The organism is Stenotrophomonas indicatrix (assembly GCF_050573115.1).
Classification (GTDB): Bacteria; Pseudomonadota; Gammaproteobacteria; order Xanthomonadales; family Xanthomonadaceae; genus Stenotrophomonas; species Stenotrophomonas lactitubi_A.
Genome location: NZ_JBNYZT010000004.1, coordinates 48,042 through 65,667, shown reverse-complemented (window position 1 = coordinate 65,667; position 17,626 = coordinate 48,042). Strand labels below are relative to the sequence as shown.

Annotated in this window: 15 protein-coding genes; 8 read left to right on the top strand and 7 right to left on the bottom strand. The window is 66.6% G+C overall.

Annotation, left to right across the window (positions count from 1 at the left end; translation table 11 throughout):
• Positions 1–30: 30 nt before the first annotated feature.
• The 4 genes from thiS (at position 31) to ACQ5SA_RS11275 (ending at position 3,788) form a co-directional block, all read left to right on the top strand.
• A complete protein-coding gene (thiS, locus tag ACQ5SA_RS11290) occupies positions 31–231 on the top strand; it encodes a sulfur carrier protein ThiS (RefSeq protein ID WP_353099367.1) in 201 nt (66 codons plus the stop codon).
• A 153-nt stretch (positions 232–384) separates the two neighbouring features.
• Complete coding sequence (locus ACQ5SA_RS11285) at positions 385–1,179, top strand: thiazole synthase (protein WP_499314281.1); 795 nt, start codon at positions 385–387, stop codon at positions 1,177–1,179.
• Positions 1,179–1,913 carry a tRNA (guanosine(46)-N7)-methyltransferase TrmB gene (gene trmB / locus ACQ5SA_RS11280; RefSeq protein WP_025874277.1) on the top strand — a complete coding sequence of 245 codons (735 nt, stop codon included), beginning with the start codon at positions 1,179–1,181 and terminating at the stop codon, positions 1,911–1,913. The genes ACQ5SA_RS11285 and trmB overlap by 1 nt, the downstream gene beginning before the upstream one ends.
• Positions 1,914–1,940: 27 nt before the next feature.
• Positions 1,941–3,788: an SLC13 family permease gene (locus ACQ5SA_RS11275; RefSeq protein WP_025874276.1), complete on the top strand. Its 1,848-nt coding sequence runs from the start codon at positions 1,941–1,943 to the stop codon at positions 3,786–3,788.
• Positions 3,789–4,093: 305 nt separating this feature from the next.
• Here the strand turns inward: ACQ5SA_RS11275 and ACQ5SA_RS11270 are convergent, their stop codons facing one another.
• Complete coding sequence (locus ACQ5SA_RS11270) at positions 4,094–4,429, bottom strand: Rieske (2Fe-2S) protein (RefSeq protein ID WP_049469607.1); 336 nt, start codon at positions 4,427–4,429, stop codon at positions 4,094–4,096.
• Positions 4,430–4,607: 178 nt separating this feature from the next.
• On the opposite strand from ACQ5SA_RS11270, the gene ACQ5SA_RS11265 reads away from it, so the two are divergent.
• The 4 genes from ACQ5SA_RS11265 to ACQ5SA_RS11250 all read left to right on the top strand — a co-directional run bounded on the left by ACQ5SA_RS11265 (position 4,608) and on the right by ACQ5SA_RS11250 (position 7,784).
• Entirely contained in the window at positions 4,608–4,889 is a 282-nt protein-coding gene (locus tag ACQ5SA_RS11265; protein ID WP_089236615.1) for a hypothetical protein, read from the top strand.
• A 70-nt stretch (positions 4,890–4,959) separates the two neighbouring features.
• Positions 4,960–5,676 (top strand): fumarylacetoacetate hydrolase family protein, encoded by a 717-nt coding sequence (locus ACQ5SA_RS11260; RefSeq protein ID WP_499314280.1) that lies wholly within the window; start codon positions 4,960–4,962, stop codon positions 5,674–5,676.
• A 56-nt stretch (positions 5,677–5,732) separates the two neighbouring features.
• A complete protein-coding gene (gene mscL / locus ACQ5SA_RS11255) occupies positions 5,733–6,137 on the top strand; it encodes a large-conductance mechanosensitive channel protein MscL (protein WP_230112622.1) in 405 nt (134 codons plus the stop codon).
• 225 nt (positions 6,138–6,362) lie between these two features.
• Positions 6,363–7,784: a M28 family peptidase gene (locus tag ACQ5SA_RS11250; RefSeq protein WP_353099371.1), complete on the top strand. Its 1,422-nt coding sequence runs from the start codon at positions 6,363–6,365 to the stop codon at positions 7,782–7,784.
• Between the two features lie 62 nt (positions 7,785–7,846).
• On the opposite strand, the gene ACQ5SA_RS11245 is transcribed toward ACQ5SA_RS11250, so the two are convergent.
• The 6 genes from ACQ5SA_RS11245 to ACQ5SA_RS11220 form a co-directional block, all read right to left on the bottom strand.
• Positions 7,847–8,680 carry a TrmH family RNA methyltransferase gene (locus tag ACQ5SA_RS11245; RefSeq protein ID WP_499314279.1) on the bottom strand — a complete coding sequence of 278 codons (834 nt, stop codon included), beginning with the start codon at positions 8,678–8,680 and terminating at the stop codon, positions 7,847–7,849.
• A complete protein-coding gene (locus tag ACQ5SA_RS11240) occupies positions 8,673–10,190 on the bottom strand; it encodes an alanine/glycine:cation symporter family protein (RefSeq protein WP_499314278.1) in 1,518 nt (505 codons plus the stop codon). Before ACQ5SA_RS11240 ends, ACQ5SA_RS11245 begins: the two co-directional genes overlap by 8 nt.
• 235 nt (positions 10,191–10,425) lie before the next feature.
• Positions 10,426–11,010, bottom strand: coding sequence for a GNAT family N-acetyltransferase (locus ACQ5SA_RS11235; RefSeq protein ID WP_499314277.1), 585 nt, complete (start codon positions 11,008–11,010; stop codon positions 10,426–10,428).
• Positions 11,003–14,128, bottom strand: a complete 3,126-nt coding sequence (locus ACQ5SA_RS11230) for an efflux RND transporter permease subunit (protein ID WP_499314276.1) — start codon at positions 14,126–14,128, stop codon at positions 11,003–11,005. Before ACQ5SA_RS11230 ends, ACQ5SA_RS11235 begins: the two co-directional genes overlap by 8 nt.
• Positions 14,125–15,231: an efflux RND transporter periplasmic adaptor subunit gene (locus ACQ5SA_RS11225; RefSeq protein WP_499314275.1), complete on the bottom strand. Its 1,107-nt coding sequence runs from the start codon at positions 15,229–15,231 to the stop codon at positions 14,125–14,127. Before ACQ5SA_RS11225 ends, ACQ5SA_RS11230 begins: the two co-directional genes overlap by 4 nt.
• Before the next feature lie 292 nt (positions 15,232–15,523).
• Entirely contained in the window at positions 15,524–17,587 is a 2,064-nt protein-coding gene (locus tag ACQ5SA_RS11220) for a TonB-dependent copper receptor (RefSeq protein WP_499314274.1), read from the bottom strand.
• Positions 17,588–17,626 lie beyond the last annotated feature (39 nt).

Genomic DNA, 17,626 nt, shown 5'->3' with positions numbered 1-17,626 from the left:
TGCGAACCGGCGATCAGCGACAATGGCTGCATGAACATCCAGCTCAATGGCGCCCCCCGCACCCTGCCCGCTTCGGCAACCCTCCTGGACTTGCTCACGGCCGAGCAGCTGCTGCAACGCCGGGTGGCGGTGGAGGTCAACGGCGAGATCGTCAGCCGCAGCCGTCATGCCGAGCATGTGCTGGCCGAAGGCGATGTGGTGGAGATCGTGCATGCGCTGGGCGGTGGTTGACGTCAGTCAAGATGGCGCCGGCCGCTGACCGGCAATCCGATGCTGTCCGACGCGCCGCATCTGCCGTCCAGCGGCCGGCACTACCCTCATTGATCTACGGCCGGCACTCCATTACGTGACCCCATCTTCAGGCGGATAAGCGATAATCGCGCCATGAACGCTCATGTCTCCCCCGATTCGCTGGTGATCGCCGGCAAGACCTACAGCTCGCGGCTGCTCACCGGCACCGGCAAGTTCAAGGATCTGGAAGAAACCCGCCTGGCCACCGAGGCCGCAGGCGCCCGGATCGTCACCGTGGCCATCCGCCGCACCAACATCGGCCAGAACCCGGGCGAACCGAACCTGCTCGACGTGCTGCCGCCGGACCGTTACACCATCCTGCCCAACACCGCCGGCTGCTACACCGCCGAGGATGCCGTGCGCACCTGCCGCCTGGCCCGCGAACTGCTGGACGGCCACAACCTGACCAAGCTGGAAGTGCTGGGCGACCAGAAGTCGCTGTACCCGGATGTGGTGCAGACCCTCAAGGCCGCCGAACAGCTGGTCAAGGACGGTTTCGAGGTGATGGTCTATACCTCCGACGACCCGATCCTGGCCAAGCGCCTGGAAGAGCTCGGCTGCGCTGCGGTGATGCCGCTGGCCGCGCCGATCGGCTCGGGCCTGGGCATCCAGAACAAGTACAACCTGCTGCAGATCATCGAAGACGCCAAGGTGCCGATCATCGTCGACGCCGGCGTGGGCACTGCTTCGGACGCGGCGATCGCGATGGAACTGGGCTGCGACGGCGTGCTGATGAACACCGCCATCGCCGGTGCGCGCCACCCGGTGCTGATGGCCAGCGCGATGCGCAAGGCCGTGGAAGCAGGCCGCGAGGCATTCCTGGCCGGGCGCATTCCGCGCAAGCGCTACGCCAGTGCGTCCTCGCCGATCGATGGGTTGATCGGCTGATGACCAATCCATTCGACAGCGCCGGTTCGAAGGCGCCGCCCAAGCCGTTCACGGTCAACGAAGGCCGCCGTGAAGTGCGCAGCTTCGTGCTGCGCCAGGGCCGTTTCACCCCCGCCCAGCAGCGCGCGTTCGACGAGCGCTGGCCGCGTTTCGGCCTGGATTTCAGCGGTGAACCGCGTGATCTGGATGCCACCTTCGGCCGCGATGCGCACAAGGTGCTGGAAATCGGCTTCGGCAACGGCGCCGCGCTGCGCTTCGCCGCGCAGCAGGACCCCAGCCGCGACTACATCGGCCTTGAAGTGCACGCGCCCGGCGTGGGCCGCCTGCTGAACGCGCTGGCCGACGACAACGCCGACCACGTGCGCCTGTACCACCACGACGCAGTGGAAGTGCTGGAAAAGGAAATCGCCGATGGCGCGCTGGACGAAGTGCGCATCTACTTCCCCGACCCGTGGCACAAGAAGCGCCACAACAAGCGTCGCCTGATCCAGCCGGGTTTTGCCGAGCTGCTGGTGCGCAAGCTGCGCCCCGGTGGCCGCCTGCACTGTGCCACCGACTGGGAGGATTACGCCGAGCAGATGTGGGACGTGCTCGATGCCACCCCCGGCCTGGTCAACCGCGCCGGCCCGCGTGGCAGCGTGCCGCGCCCGGACTGGCGCCCGCAGACCCACTTCGAGACCCGCGGCCAGAAGCTCGGCCATGGCGTCTGGGACCTGTTGTACGACCGCACCTGATGAACGCCTGAGGACGCCGCGCCCCACATGGATACCGCGCTGACGCTGACCACTGACATGAAGCTCGTGCTCGGGCTGGTCGGCTTCACAATGGCGATGTTCCTGTTCGAGCGCATCCGCGCCGACGTGGTCGCGCTGGTGGTGCTGGTGGTGCTGGGCGTGACCGGCCTGATCGCGCCGGAGGAGATCTTCGGCGGCTTCTCCGGCAACGCGGTGATGAGCATCATCGCCACCACCATCCTCGGCGCGGGCCTGGACCGCACCGGTGCCTTGAACCGGCTCGCGGCCTGGCTGCTGCGGCGCGGCCATGGCGTGGAGCAGCGGCTGCTGATGATGACCACGGCCATCGCCGGCCTGAACTCGTCCTTCATGCAGAACCCGTCGGTGATGGCGCTGTACCTGCCGGTTGCCTCGCGCCTGGCCGCGCGCACCGGGCTGACCATGCAGCGCCTGCTGCTGCCGATCTCGGCGGCGATCGTGATGGGTGGCGCGCTGACCATGGTCGGCAACTCGCCGCTGATCCTGCTGAACGATCTGCTGGCCTCGGCCAACAACAACCTGCCCTCCGGCCTGGCCACCATCGAGCCGCTGCGCATGTTCGCGCCGCTGCCGATCGGCATCGCCCTGCTGATCGCCTCGCTGCTGTATTTCCGCTACTACGGCGACCGCAAGCTGGTGGAAGAGGAAAGCCTGGTCAACGACGGCACCACGCCGGCCCGCACCGAGAGCTACTTCGCCAAGACCTACGGCATCGAAGGCGACGTGTTCGAGCTGGTGGTCACCGCCGAGAGCCCGCTGGTCGGCATGACCCTGGGCGAGGCCGAGAACCTGCATGACGCGCCGCTGCTGCTGGCACTGAAGACCGGCAATGACACCCGCCTGGCACCGCCGGCGGAAATGCGCATCTGGGTGGGCAGCGTGCTCGGCGCGATGGGACCGCGCCAGCAGATCCACGATTTCGCGCAGAACCAGTTCCTGCGCATGTCCTCGCGCCTGAAGCACCTTGGCGATCTGTTCAATCCCAGCCGCGCCGGCATTTCCGAGGCGGTGGTGCCGCCGACCTCCGGCGTCATCGGCAAGACCGCAGGCGAGCTGCGCCTGCGCAAGGAACGCGGCATCAGCCTGCTGGCGATCAACCGCGACAAGCAGGTGATCCGCGAGGATGTACGCGATGTGCAGCTGCGCGCCGGCGACATGCTGGTCTTCCACAGCATCTGGACCGACCTCGCGCAGGCCGCCAAGAGCCGCGACTTCGTGGTGGTCACCGATTACCCCACTGGCGAGCAGCGCCCGCACAAGTTCAAGATCGCCATGGCGATCTTCGCCCTGACCATCCTGATCGCGCTGACCAGCAAACTGCCGGTCGCGCTGACCCTGATGACCGGCGTGGCCGGCATGCTGTTGACCGGCGTGCTGCGCATGGACGAGGCCTATGCCTCGATCAACTGGAAGACGGTATTCATGATGGCCGGGCTGATTCCGCTCGGCTGGGCGATGGATTCCAGCGGTGCCGCGGCGTGGGTGGCCGGCCATACCATCGACAAGCTGCCCACCGGCATTCCGATCTGGGTGCTGGAGTTGGCGCTGGCCCTGCTGACCACGGTGTTCTCGCTGGTGATCAGCCATGTGGGGGCGACCATCGTGATGGTGCCGATCGCGGTGAACCTGGCGCTGGCGGCCGGTGGCAACCCGACCGCGTTCGCGCTGATCGTGGCGCTGTCGGCGTCCAACAACCTGATGACGGCGTCGAACCCGGTGATTTCGATGATCACCGGCCCGGCCAACTACACCCCGCGCGAGATGTGGCGGGTCGGCGGCCCGCTGTCGCTGATCTATACCTGCGTGGTGGTGGTGATGATCAATCTGATGTTCTGAGGGGTCTTCTCTGCAGGGCTGCGCCCTGCACCCGCAGAAGCAACGACAACAACAACAGCCTGCTATCCGTGGGATGGCAGGGTGGGCACGGTTGCGGGGGGCGCTGCAAGTACGTCCATGTAAGCTCGGTCGCGCCATCCATGGCGCTCACGCCCCCGCAACCGGACCCACCCCGCCTTCGACAGATCACCGCAATCTGCAGTAGATCCACGCCATGCGTGGATGGATCTCTGGATACCTGTTGATCTATTGGGTGCGGACTGTTGGCTTGGTGGGTGCGGACCGTTGGTCCGCACACCGATACATCAGGCCAGGTAGACCTGCCCGTCGCGCACGTCCACCGGCACGGCGCGCAGGCGGTCGCCCTTGCAGGGGCCGGCGATGCAGTCGCCGCTGTCCAGCGCAAACGAGGCGCCGTGGGCAGCGCAGACCAGGTGGCCTTCGCGGCTCTTCAGGAACTGGCCGGGTGCCCAGTCCAGGCGGCGGCCCGCGTGCGGACAGATGTTCAGGAACGCGCGCACCTGTTCACCGTCGCGGTACAGCAGCAGCGACTCGGCATCGCCATCGACCACCGCTTCAACCTCGGCAAACGCGCCATCGGCAATGGCATCAAGGGTGATCAGGGCGACAGCGGCAGTCATGGCGAAGGCTCGGACGGAATCGCGCATTGTCGCATGCCTGGTCATGTGACTAGCTGCGACATGAACACAAGTCATTGATCCGTAATAAGCCAAGGCTATATTTAACGAGTTTTTCACTCAATGACAGTGGCAGCTGCCGATACTCATGGCTCGCTGATTTCCAGCCTATCGAGCCACCATGTTCAATCGCGATTTCGCCTTCAACCAGTTCCGCACCCTGTTTGCCCCGCGCAAGCCGCGCCATCCGTTGGTGCGCGTTGCCGTAGGCCTGCTCGGCCTGGCGATCCTGGCCGCGATGGTGTTCATCGGCGTTTTCGTCGGTGCCGCCATGATCCTGGTGGGTCTGGCGTGGAAGCTGCTGGCTTCGCGCAAGCCCGGCCCGAGCCGTCCTGCCGACCCGAACGTGGTCGAGGGTGAGTACCACGTGGTGCGCAAGTCGGCGCTGCCGGCCTCGCGCTGATCGACGCTGCCCGCTGACGGCGGGCCTTGCTGCGTTCTAGACTGCGGGCACTCCCTTCCTGGATGCCCGCATGTCCGATGTCTCCGATGTGATCCCTGCTGCAGCCACGCCGCGTGTACCGGTTGTTGGCGGCGGCAGTTTTCCTGTGCACCGCATCTACTGCGTCGGCCGCAACTTCGCCGACCATGCGCGTGAGATGGGCGCTGCCGTGCCTGCAGCAGACGATCGCGGCCGCCCGATGTTCTTCACCAAGCCGGCCGACGCCATCGTGGTCGGCCACGATGATGTGATCCCCTATCCGCCGGCCACCCGCAACCTGCACCACGAGGTGGAACTGGTGGTGGCGATCGGCCGTGATGCGCCCGCCGGCGAACTGGCCGTGGCCGATGCCGAGGCACTGGTGTATGGCTATGCCGTGGGCCTGGACCTGACCCGCCGCGACCTGCAGGCCGCCGCCAAGGAAAAGGGCCACCCGTGGGATGCGGCCAAGGGCTTCGATGCCTCCGCGCCGATCAGCGAGATCGTGCATGCCGGTGAAGTCGGTGACCTGGCCGCGCTTAACCTGTCGTTGGAGATCAATGGCGAAGTACGCCAGCAGTCCCTGCTCGACCAGATGATCTGGAACGTGCCGGAGGTCCTGCACGAGCTGTCCAAGCTGTGGCAGCTGCGTGCCGGCGACCTGGTGTTCATGGGTACGCCGTCCGGCGTGGCCGCGCTGAAGCCTGGCGACCGTTTCAGCGCACGCCTTGAGAACGTGGCCGAGCGCCACGGCGTGATCGCCGGCTGACATCACCTGCGCTACCCTTCGCGCTGTCCCCCCTCGCCCTCAGGAGAAAAACAACAATGGGAATGCTCACCGAATTCAAGGAATTCGCGATGCGCGGCAATGTCATCGACCTCGCCGTCGGCGTGGTGATCGGCGCGGCCTTCGGCAAGATCGTCACCGCGCTGGTGGAAAAGATCATCATGCCGCCGCTGGGTTATCTGATCGGCCGTGTGGATTTCTCGCATCTGGCGTGGACGCTGTCGCCGGCCAGCATCGGCGCCGATGGCAAGGAAATCCCGGCAGTGGTGATCGGCTACGGTGATTTCATCAACACGCTGATCCAGTTCGTGATCGTGGCCTTCGCCATCTTCTTGGTGATCAAGGTGATCAACCGCCTGTCGCGCAAGAAGGAAGCCGCACCGGCAGCGCCGGCCGAGGAAGTGGTACTGCTGCGCGAGATCCGCGACAGCCTGAAGAAGTAAGAACGCATACCGGTAGTGCCGGCCGCTGGCCGGCAACGTCGGAATGGCGGAGGTGCCGGCCAGCGGCCGGCACTACCCTGAACACACGAAAGCCCCGCTCCGGCGGGGCTTTCGCTTTGCCGCATCTGGCGGAAAACAGCATCCGCACCAGCCATGACCTCCCGCCCATGCGCGGCGCTGAACGACTGTTAAGCTCCAAGGCTTACACCCTTCCCGGAGCTGTCCATGCGTCGCCGCGTCCTTGCCATCGCATCCTCCCTCGCCCTGCTGGCCGCGCCGGCCTTCGCGGCGCCGCATGCCACCACCCTGCCGCCAGCCTCGCTGGCCACCGCCGCACAGCTGCGCGACCAGGCGCTGGCCGATGACACCGGCTGGAAGGTGGTCGAATCGCTGACCACCGAGATCGGCCCGCGCATCGCCGGCGGCGAAGCCGATGCCCGCGCGGTGGCCTGGGCCGAAGCCAAGTTCAAGGCACTGGGCTTTGACAAGGTCTGGAAGGAACCGGTGACGTTCCCGAAGTGGGAGCGCCGTAGTGAACACGCCGCCGTGACCGGCAGGAACCCGCAGCCGTTGCAGATCACTGCGCTGGGCGGCAGCCCTGGCGGCACCGTCGAAGCCGAGGTCGTGCGCTTCGCTGATCTGGCTGCACTGCAGGCCGCACCGGTGGGCTCGCTGAAGGGCAAGATCGCCTTTGTCGACTACCAGATGCTGCCGTTCCGCGATGGCCGCGACTATGGCCGCGGCGGTGCGATCCGCAGCAAGGGCCCGTCCGAGGCGATCCGCAAGGGTGCGGTCGGCTTCCTGATGCGCTCGGCCGGCACCGACTCGCACCGTGTGCCGCACACCGGCATCACCCGCTTCGATGACGGCCTGACCCCGGTGCCGTCGGCGGCGCTGTCGGTACCCGATGCCGACCAGCTGGCGCGCCTGCTGGCCCGTGGCGCAACCACGGTGAAGGTGGCGCTGGACTGCGGTTGGGATGGCACGGCGACCTCGTACAACGTGATCGGTGAGATCACCGGCCGCACGCTGCCGAAGGAAGTGGTGGTGATCGGCGGCCATCTGGATTCATGGGACCTGGGCACCGGCGCGGTCGATGACGGCGCGGGCGTGGGCATCACCATGGCCGCCGGCCATCTGATCGGCCAGCTGAAGCAGGCACCGAAGCGCACCATCCGCGTGATCGCCTTCGCCAATGAAGAACAGGGGCTGTATGGCGGCAAGGCCTACGCCGAGGCACATGCCAAGGACGTAGCCCTGCACCAGCTGGCCGCCGAGAGCGATTTCGGCGCTGGCCGCATCTACGCCTTCAACACAGGTTCGCCGAACCCGGAAGGCTCGCGCGAGGCTACCAAGCAGATCGCCGAGGTGATGAAGCCGCTCGGCATCGAGTACGCCGCCGACAAGGGGGGCCCGGGCCCGGATGTCGGTCCGCTGGCCGCCAAGGGCGGTGCGTGGGCGTGGCTGGCGCAGGATGGCTCGGATTACTTCCATCTGCACCACACCGCCGACGACACGCTCGACAAGATCGACCCGAAGGCGCTGGCGCAGAACGTAGCGGCCTACACCGTGTTTGCGTATCTGGCCGCCGAAGCCGATGGCAGTTTCGGCAGTGAAGCGAAGGCAACCACGCCGCCGAACGAATGATGCGGTGACACAGTGGGGTCAGAGCCCTCGCCGTGGCGAGGGATCTGACCCCGGTCAGGGGCTCAGCCGCGCTGGCTGACCCACTGCGCCAACAACACGGCCGTGGCGGAAGCGACATTCAGGCTTTCCACCGCACCGCTGCCGGGAATCGACAACTGCTGGTCGCACAGGCTGGCCAGGCCGCGATCCATGCCCTCGCTTTCAGCACCCATCACGTAGACCAGGCGGGCCGGCAACGACGCGCGGAACACGTCATCGCCACCGTCGACCAGGGTCGCGGCAAGGCCGAAACCGGCCGCGCGCAGCTGCGCCATCGCTTCTGCGTCTTCAGGCAGCTGCACCAGCGGCACCGACTCTGCACCGCCCTCGGCCACGCGTGCGGCCGCGCCGGACAGTGCCAGCGTGCTGCTGGCAGGCAGCAGCAGTGCCTTGGCACCGAAGTGCGCGGCCGAACGCAGGATCGCACCGAAGTTGTGCGGATTGCCGACGCCATCCAGCCACAGTGCCAGCGCCGGGCCTTCGCCCAGTTCGGCCAGCCACTGCGCCAGCGGCAACACCGGCGCGCGCAGCACGTCGGCCACCAGGCCTTCGTGGTGGGTGGTAGCGGCCAGCTTGTTGAGGTCGCCCTCTTCCACCACGCGATAGCCCACGCGGTTGGCCACGCACCACTTCAGCACCGGCTGCATGCGCGGAATCAGCGACTCCACCAGGTACAGCTTGCGCAGTGCCTGCGGACGCTTGGCGAACAGGGCCTGCACGGCGTTCCAGCCATACAGGCGAAGTTCGTCGTTGCCACGCCCCGGTGGCGGCGGGGTGCCACCCTCGCGCGGTGGCAGCGGGGTGGCCCGCGGCGGTCGCGACGACGGGCGGCGGGCATTCTTCCAGGGATCATTCACTACGGGACAACTCCAGCTTGCGTTGACGCCAGAAATCGGCGTTCTTGATGCCCAGGGCATCGGGGTCGAAGGTCGGATCGAGGCCGAGCTTCTTCTGTCGTTCGTAATCACGCAGGGCCAGCATGGCCGGCTTCTGCACGATGAGGATGGCGATGATGTTCAGCCAGGCCATCAGGCCCACGCCGATATCACCCAACGCCCAGGCCAGGGTGGCGTTGTGGAAAGCACCGAACACGACCATGCCGATGATGCCCAGGCGCAGCAGCAGCACGGTGAACGGGCGCTTCCTGTTGTGGTTGACGTAGGTCAGGTTGGTTTCGGCCATGTAGTAATAGGCCATGATCGTGGTGAAGGCGAAGAAGAAGATCGCCACCGACACGAAGGCCGAGCCCCAGCCCGGCAGCACAGCTTCCACACCCGCCTGCGCGTAGCCCGCGCCTTCGGGAATGCCGGCCAGGCCCTGGAAGATCGGCTCAGCGCCGGCCACCGGCGAATACACGTTGTAGGTGCCGCTGGCCAGGATCAGGAAGGCGGTGGCAGTGCACACCATCATGGTGTCGAAGTAGATGGCGAAGGCCTGCACGTAACCCTGCTTGGCCGGGTGCGAGACCTCCGAAGCCGCTGCAGCGTGCGGACCCGAGCCCTGGCCGGCCTCGTTGGCGTAGATGCCGCGCTTGATGCCCCACTCCACCGCCAGGCCCATCATCGCGCCGAACGCGGCATGGGTGCCGAAGGCACTCTTGAAGATGATGCCGAACATTTCCGGCACGCGGTCGTAGTTGATGATCATGATGACGATGGCCATCAGGATGAAGCCGGCCGCCATGAACGGCACCACCACTTCGGCGAAGTTGGCGATGCGCTTGACGCCACCGAAGATCACCACGCCCAGCAGCAGGGCGACGACGATACCGATGCCCAGCTTCAGCGCCTGCACCGATTCCATGCCGAAGGACTGGCCATCGAGCGGACCGCACAGCGCGGTGCCACGGCAGGCATTGATGATGCTGTCGGCGATCGCGTTGGCCTGCACACCCGGCATCAGGAAGCCGGCGGCGATGATCGTGGCGATGGCGAAGGCCATGGCGTACCACTTCAGGCCCATCGCCTTTTCGATGTAGTAGGCCGGGCCACCGCGGTAGCGGCCTTCGGCATCCTTGGTCTTGTAGATCTGCGCCAGGGTGCATTCCACGTACGAAGTGGATGCGCCGAGGAAGCCCATCACCCACATCCAGAAGATCGCGCCGGGGCCACCGAAGGCGATGGCGGTGGCCACGCCGGCGATGTTGCCGATGCCCATGCGGCCGGCCATCGACATGGCCAGGGCCTGGAACGAGGACACGCCGGCGTCGGATTTCTCACCGGACACGGTGAGGCGGCACATCTCGACGAAACCACGGATCTGCATGAAGCGGGTGCGCAGGCTGAAGAACAGGCCGGCGGCCAGGCACATGAAGATCAGCGCCTTGCTCCAGATGATGCTGTTGATGAAATGTACGGTAGCTTCCACGCGCGCTCTCTCCAGTCGGCGGGTTGTGAGGACGTCCCGTCGGCTGGAAGGGACCGGTCGATTCTCCCTGATCGAAGGTCGCTGCGATAGCGCCAGAAGAATGGGGTCGGATCCCTTGCGCAACGCGCGGGGGCTCTGACCCCCGATGCCTGTGAAAAGGGGTCAGAGCCCTTTTCTTGCGAAAAGGGATCCGACCCGGGGCGTGTTGTAGCACCGGGCCATGCCCGGCGGCCTTTCAGGGCAGCTGCGTGCGCACCCGGGCAAACCGGCGCAGGTCATGCAGGACGCCGCGTTTGTAGACGGCGCAGCGCTCCACGCCCTCTTCCTGGAAACCGTTCTTTTCCAGTACCCGGGCCGAGCCCAGGTTGAAGTCGACCACCGTAGCCTGCAGCCTGAACAGGCGCAGCTCGTCCATCACCCAGGGCGCGAACAGACCGACCACACCGGTCATCAGGCCCCGCCCCCAATGGGCCTGGCCAAGCCAGTAGCCCAGTTCAGCGGTATGCCCGCGCTCGGCCACGCCCTGCTGGGCGCCCACGCTGCCGCAGGCCTGGCCGTCTATCTCGATGGCCAGGTTCAGCGTGCCGGGGGCCAGCACGCGCCCGCCCAGGAAGGCTTCGCCATCCTCGCGGGTGTACGGGTACGGGAAGCGGTCACGCAGCCCACGCGAGACGTCCGCGTCGTTGGCATGGCGCAGCAGGGATTCGAGGTCGTCAGGACGCCAAGGGCGCAGGACGAATCCGTTGCCTTGCAAGCGCGGGGTCAGAGCCCTTGCCCTTTGGGAAAGGGATCCGACCCCGTCGGCGCGATGGTCAGGCATGACCACCCACCGACGGCGAGTCGGCCTCCTGCTTCTCCAGCTCGCGCTTCACTGCTTCCGGCGAACGGGTATACGGGGCCAGCCGCGCGTAGAACGCCGGCACCACGAACAGCGACAGGAAGGTGGAGAGGGTGACGCCGAAGATGATCACGATGCCGATGGTGCCACGGCTGGCCGAACCCGGGCCACCGGCCACCACCAGCGGGATGGCGCCGACCACGGTGGCGATCGAGGTCATCAGGATCGGACGCAGGCGCACCATCGCCGATTCGATGATCGCTTCGCGCACGGTTCGCCCGTCGTCGCGCAGCTGGTTGGCGAATTCGACGATCAGGATGCCGTTCTTGGCCGCCAGGCCGACCAGCATGACGATGCCGATCTGGCTGAACAGGTTCACCGTGCCCCCGCTCAGCCACAGCCCCACCAGCGCACCGAGTACGCCCAGCGGCACGGTCAGCATGATCGTCAGCGGGTGGATGAAGCTCTCGAACTGTGCGGCCAGCACCAGGTACACCACCAGCAGGGCCATGGCGAAGGTCAGCAGCACCGCGCCACCCGCGCTCTGGTACTCGCGCGATTCGCCCTTCCAGTTCACCTGCGCGTACTGCGGCAGCTCTTCGCGCGTCACCTGCTGCGCCCAGGCGATGGCCTCGCCCAGCGGATACCCCGGTGCCAGGCCGGCATTGATGGTGATCGAGCGCAGCCGGTTGAAGCGGTTCAAGGTACCGGCTTCGGCCACTTCGCTCAGCGTGACCAGGTTGGACAACGGCACCAGTTCGCCGGAGGTTGCACGCACGCGGATCGCGGCGAGGTCGGCCGGGCTTGCGCGGCCATCACGGCCGGCCTGGACCAGCACGTCGTACTCCTCGCCGTTGTCGACAAAGGTGGTGACGCGGCGCGAGCCCATCATCGTTTCCAGCGCCGAACCGATCGCGGTAACCGGCACGCCGAGGTCGGCGGCACGCTGGCGGTCGATGTTCACCCGCATCTGCGGCCGGGTTTCCTTGTAGTCCGAGTCCGGGCCGACCAGGCCGGGGTTGTCGGCCATGCGCAGCAGGATGCGATCGCGCCACTGCGCGATCTCGGCGTATTCCGGGCCGCCCAGCACGATCTGGAACGGCTGCCCGCCACTGCGCACCAGTCCGCCACCGACCTGGGTGCGTACGCGCACGCCACGGATGGTGTCCAGTTCCTTCTGCAGTTCGTTGGCTACTTCGGGCGTGCCTTCACTGCGCTGGCGCCACGGCTGCAGGAACACGCTGACGCGGCCGGTGTGCATTTCCTCGCTTGCGCCGAAGCCGCCGGGCACGCGCGGGTTGGCGCGCACGATCGGCTTGTCCGCGCCCACATGCGGTGCCAGCAGCGCTTCCACCTGCTGTACCTGCTGCACGGTGTAGTCGTAGCCAGCGCCTTCCGGGCCGTCGATCATGATCTGGAACGAACCACGGTCTTCGGCAGGGGCCAGTTCCGAAGGCAGCACTTTGATCAGCAGCCAACTGGCCGCCAACGCAGCGACCATCACCAGCAGGTAGATCCACGTGCGATCGACATGATGATCGAGCACGCGACCGTAAGCGCCGGACAGGCGTTCCAGATTGCGGTTGATGAAACCGTGCAGCCCGCGCGGTGCCTGCCCGGTATGCGGCTTGAGCAGCTTGGAGGCCATCATCGGGGTCAGCGTCAGCGCGACGAACGCTGACAGCGCGACCGCTGCGGCCAGGGCCACCGCCAGTTCGCGGAACAGGCGCCCGGTATTGCCTTCCAGGAAACCGACCGGCAGGAACACCGCCACCAGCACGGCGGTGGTGGCGATCACCGCGAACGCCACCTGTGCGGTGCCGCGCTTGGACGCCACCAGCGGTGGTTCTCCCAGGTCGATGCGGCGCTGCACGTTTTCCACCACCACGATCGCATCATCCACCACCAGGCCGATGCACAGCACCAGCGCGAGCAGGGTCAGCAGGTTGATGGAGAAGTCGAACGCATACAGCGCGATGAAGGCCGCCACCAGACACACCGGCACCGTTACCGCAGGAATCAACGCGGCACGGAAGCTGCCGAGGAACAACCAGATCACCGCCAGCACCAGGATCATCGCCTCCACCAGCGTGGCGTACACACGGTCGACAGCGGCCTCGATGAAGGTGGTGTTGTCGAAGGCTACGAAGATCTGCGTGCCCTTGGGCAGGGTCAGTGCGACACGTTCGGCCTCGGCGCGCGCGGTACGCGCCACGTCCAGCGAGTTGGCGGTGGAGGTCTTGACGATGCCCAGGCCGATGCCGGGCTCGCCGTTGCTGCGGTAGTACGCGCGACGTTCGGCCGAGGCCAGCTCGATCTTCGCCACATCGCCCATGCGCACCACGTAGCCGTCACTGCCCTTGCCCAGCGGGATGGTCGCGAAGTCTTCGGGCTTGATGTAGTTGCGCTCCACGCGCAGGGTGAAATCGCGGTCGGTGGATTCGATGCGGCCGGCCGGCAGTTCCACGTTCTCGTTGCGCAGCGCGGTTTCGATGTCGCCGGTGGTGAGGCCGCGTGCAGCCAGCTGGTCGCGGTCCAGCCAGATGCGCATCGCATAGCGCTGGCGGCCACCGATGCGGACCTGGGCCACGCCATCGAGACTGGAAAAACGGTCCACCACGTAGCGGTCGGCGTAGTCGCTCAGTTCCAGCGTGTCCATGGTCGAGGACACCATGTTGAACCAGATGATCGGATCGGCATCGCTCTCGACCTTGGCGATCTCCGGTGGCCGTGCCTCTTCGGGCATGCGGTCGGCCACGCGGCTGACGGCATCGCGCACGTCGTTGGCCGCCGCTTCGATGTCACGGTTGGAGGTGAATTCAATGCTGACCTGCGAACGGCCGTTGGTGCTGCGCGCGTTGATCGTATCGATGCCTTCGATACCGGCCAGCGCATCTTCCAGTACCTGGGTGATGCGGCTTTCGATGACCGCTGCCGAGGCACCGGTGTAGTCCACCGAGACCGAGACGATCGGCGGGTCGATGGCCGGCAGTTCACGCAGGGTCAAGCGGGTGAAGGACATCACGCCCAGCACCAGCAACAGCAGGCTCATCACCACGGCAAACACCGGCCGCTGGATGGAGATGTCGGACAGCTTCATCCGCCGTGACCCTCGGCAGCCGCCGGTGCTTCAACCGTCGCCGGCTGCGCGCCACTGGCGGGCGCGGCGTCGCTGGCCGCCACCTTCAGGCCTGCACGCAACTTGCCGGTGCCGTCCACCACGATGCGCTGGCCTGCCTGCAGGCCCTGCTTGATCTCGACCACGCCAGCGCGACGTGCGCCGGTGACCACGTCCACGCGTTCGACGGTGTCATCGGCCTTGATGCGGTACATGAAGCTGTCGCGACCGACCTGCACCACGGCGATTTCCGGCACCACCAGGGCGGGTCGATCGGGATGGAACAGGCGCACATCGAGCAACATGCCCGGACGCAGTGCATGGTCGCCATTGGCGAAGTCGGCACGTACGGTCACCGCGCGGGTGGCCGGATCGATGCGTGCATCGATGGTGCTGACCTCGCCTTCGAAGGTGCGGCCTGGCCAGGCCACGCTGGTGGCCTGCACCTTATCACCGATGGTCAGCGCGGCCAGCTCCACTTCCGGCACCTGGAAATCGATGTGCATGCGCTCGACGTCGTCGAGGGTGGCGATCACCGTGGTCGGCGTCAGCAGCGTGCCCGGGCTGATCTGGCGGATGCCGAGGACGCCGGCAAATGGCGCGCGCACACGACGATCACCGATGTCCGACTGCATCTGCGCTACGCGTGCTTCGGCGGCGTCGCGGATCGACTTCTGCGTATCCAGTGTCGCGCTGGACACCAACCGCTGTGCTGCCAGTTCGCGCTGGCGCTTGTACAACTGGTCGGCTTCGCGGAAGGTCGCCTGCGCCTGCACCAGTGCGGCCTCCTGGGCCTGACCGCGCAGGGTCACCAGCGGCGCGCCGGCGGCGACCTGCTGGCCACTTTCGAAATGCACGCGCTCGACGATCTCGCTCACCTTGGCGGTGACGCTGATCGATTCGCGCGCCTTGGCCGTACCCAGCGCCTGCAGCGTGTCGTTCCACTGCATCGCCTGCACGATCTGCGCAGTGACCGGCACGGCTTCGCCCTGCCGACGTGCGGCGGCCTCCTGTTTGCCTGCGCACCCGGCCAGCACGGCCAGGCTGAGGCCAAGGGCCAGGGTCGAAGCGATACGAGCCAGCATGAACAATCCAGAGTGATCCACGGCCGCCGAGTGTAGGCAAGGCCCCGCAAAAGCGGTATGTGCCAAGCGTTTACCGGCGTGGAACCGGCGCTGCGATAGCGCCGTGAGCCTCTTCCATGCAAGGGTGCGCCGCACAGTGTCGGCGTATGTCGGGATGTATCCCGGCGCGCTGCAGAGGGCGATGCCGTCGTAGAGTCGGGAAGCCCGGCCAGAGGGCGCCGGGCGGGGTCGGAACCTGGCGGGGATCCGACCCCGTTTCTTTTACCCCGGCAATCCGCCCTGGCCTGCGGGGTCAGTACCGGTAATTCACCTTCATCCACAGGCTGCGGCCGGGCTCGTTGATGCGCACCGGATCGGCCGGGAAACCGAAGTCGGCACTACCGGCCAGATTCAGATGCTCGCTGTAGGCCCGGTCGAACAGGTTGTCGACGCCGGCGCTGAGCTGCAGCTGCGAACTGAAACGATAGGCGGCATTGAGCGCCAGCGTGGCAAAGCCGCTGCTCGGCCCAAGGTCCTGCGCCACCACGTTGCCCTGCCCGTCCGCGACCCGATGCTGATGGGTGACCGCGCGCGCCAGCGCGCCAGCACTCCAGCGCTGGCCTTCCCAGTCAGCGCTCAAGCGCGCTTCCAGCGGCGGCATCTGCGGCAACGGGCGATGCTGGTCGCGGTTCTCGCCCCAGGCATAGGCCAGGGTGCCACCCAGCTTCCACTGCTCGTCCAGCTGCACCTGCAGGCCGGCCTCGGCCCCTGCAATGCGCGCCTGCACGTTGTCGGCCTGGCTCATGCCCATCATGCCGCTGCCGCGATAGGTGAACAGGATGTAGTCCTGGATCTGCCCCGCATAGGCCGAGACCCAGGCCTGCACGCGCGGGCCCTTGTACTGCATGCCGACGTCGAGCTGGGTGGTGCGCTCGGGCTGGATGCCAGCGAAGGCGTTGGTCGCGCCGGTCGGGCCATGGTCGGGCGAGAACAGTTCCCAGTAGTCGGGCATGCGCTGGCTGTGGCCCAGCCCGGCATACCATGTCAGGCCGTCGGCGAGATCCTGTTCGTAGCGCAGGAAACCACTGCCCAGCCATTCCCTGCGGCGCTGGCCGGCGGTCGGATTGGGCATGGCCATCATCATGCCGCCGATGTCGGCACGCTCATCGCGCACGCTGGCGCGATCGATGCGCAGGCCGCCGATCCAGCGCTGCTCGGTGCCAGCGCCGAGGGTCAATTCGGTGAACGCACCGAAGCGGCGGAAGTTGGCGTCGGTGTTCCAGTCCGCTTGCTTGTAAGTGTTGCGGCCCATGCCCATGCGGCCGCGGTGACGGCTGTCCTCGCCATCCACGCCGGCCACCAGCTGCACGTCCTGCCAGCGCCATTCGGAACTGATGCGCCCACCCTGCGTGCGGCGATCCACGTTCGATGCCATGGGCATCGGCATCATGCTGTGCGGGTTCGGCGTACGCAGCGTGTAGTTGTCCATCACGTGATCGGCTTCGTTGTAGTACACGTTGGCCTGCAGCGTGTCCCATGCCCCGGGCAGGTTGCGCTTCTCGAAACGCGCGGCGTAGCTGGTGCGCTCGAACGCGGCACCGTCCATGCCGCGCCCGGCATAGCGCGCGATCGCATCGCCGGCACCGGCGGACACTTCAAGCAGGGTATCGGCATCAGGCGTCCAGCCAACGGCTACGTCGCCATTCCACTTGCGCCATTTCGACGGAACCACATCACCGTTGCCGTCCTTGTAGTCATCAGCTTCGGAACGATTGCCGCTGGCACGCACATAACCCGTCGGATTGCCCAACGTCAGGTCCAACACCTGGTCGTTGCGGTTGCGCGAACCGACCAGCGCGCTGGCGTCGGCACGCAGTCCCGGCTCGTCGAAACGCGGGGTATCCCGTTCGAAGCGCACCGTGCCCGCAGACGCACCCGCGCCCCAGCGCACGCTCTGCGGGCCCTTGATGATGGTCAGCCGGCCAAAGCTCTCCGGCGAGATGTACGACAACGGGTTGTCCATGCGCGAGGGACACGCACCAATAAGATTGCCATCGTTGCTGAGGATGTTCAGCCGCGAACCGAACATGCCACGCAGCACCGGATCGCCGTTGGTGCCGCCGTTGCGGATGGCGGAAAAGCCGGGAACGGTCTTCAGGTAATCGGCGCCATCGCTGGCCGGCACCGGCTGTCGCGGCAGGCGCGGATCGGTCACCCAGTGCAAGGGTGAGGACGGTGCAGCGGCGGTGACCACCAGCGTATCCAGCGTCCGCGCATCTTCAGCGGGCGCGGCATGGGCAAAGGGCGCGGTCAAGGCAACGCCAAGGGCAAACGGCAGGCGCGCACGGGCGCCCGCACCGGGGAAAGTCATTTTCATGGGAACAGCTCCAAGGTACGCACGCGCGCACGACGCCCT

What these genes read in the sequence shown, in the direction of transcription:
- ACQ5SA_RS11270 (WP_049469607.1), bottom strand. Translation starts at nt 4,429, where the DNA reads ATGACTGCCGCTGTCGCCCTGATCACCCTTGATGCCATTGCCGATGGC.
- ACQ5SA_RS11225 (WP_499314275.1), bottom strand. Translation starts at nt 15,231, where the DNA reads ATGCTGGCTCGTATCGCTTCGACCCTGGCCCTTGGCCTCAGCCTGGCC.
- trmB (WP_025874277.1), top strand. Translation starts at nt 1,179, where the DNA reads ATGACCAATCCATTCGACAGCGCCGGTTCGAAGGCGCCGCCCAAGCCG.
- ACQ5SA_RS11265 (WP_089236615.1), top strand. Translation starts at nt 4,608, where the DNA reads ATGTTCAATCGCGATTTCGCCTTCAACCAGTTCCGCACCCTGTTTGCC.
- ACQ5SA_RS11235 (WP_499314277.1), bottom strand. Translation starts at nt 11,010, where the DNA reads ATGCCTGACCATCGCGCCGACGGGGTCGGATCCCTTTCCCAAAGGGCA.
- ACQ5SA_RS11260 (WP_499314280.1), top strand. Translation starts at nt 4,960, where the DNA reads ATGTCCGATGTCTCCGATGTGATCCCTGCTGCAGCCACGCCGCGTGTA.
- ACQ5SA_RS11220 (WP_499314274.1), bottom strand. Translation starts at nt 17,587, where the DNA reads ATGAAAATGACTTTCCCCGGTGCGGGCGCCCGTGCGCGCCTGCCGTTT.
- ACQ5SA_RS11250 (WP_353099371.1), top strand. Translation starts at nt 6,363, where the DNA reads ATGCGTCGCCGCGTCCTTGCCATCGCATCCTCCCTCGCCCTGCTGGCC.
- mscL (WP_230112622.1), top strand. Translation starts at nt 5,733, where the DNA reads ATGGGAATGCTCACCGAATTCAAGGAATTCGCGATGCGCGGCAATGTC.
- ACQ5SA_RS11275 (WP_025874276.1), top strand. Translation starts at nt 1,941, where the DNA reads ATGGATACCGCGCTGACGCTGACCACTGACATGAAGCTCGTGCTCGGG.
- thiS (WP_353099367.1), top strand. Translation starts at nt 31, where the DNA reads ATGAACATCCAGCTCAATGGCGCCCCCCGCACCCTGCCCGCTTCGGCA.
- ACQ5SA_RS11230 (WP_499314276.1), bottom strand. Translation starts at nt 14,128, where the DNA reads ATGAAGCTGTCCGACATCTCCATCCAGCGGCCGGTGTTTGCCGTGGTG.
- ACQ5SA_RS11285 (WP_499314281.1), top strand. Translation starts at nt 385, where the DNA reads ATGAACGCTCATGTCTCCCCCGATTCGCTGGTGATCGCCGGCAAGACC.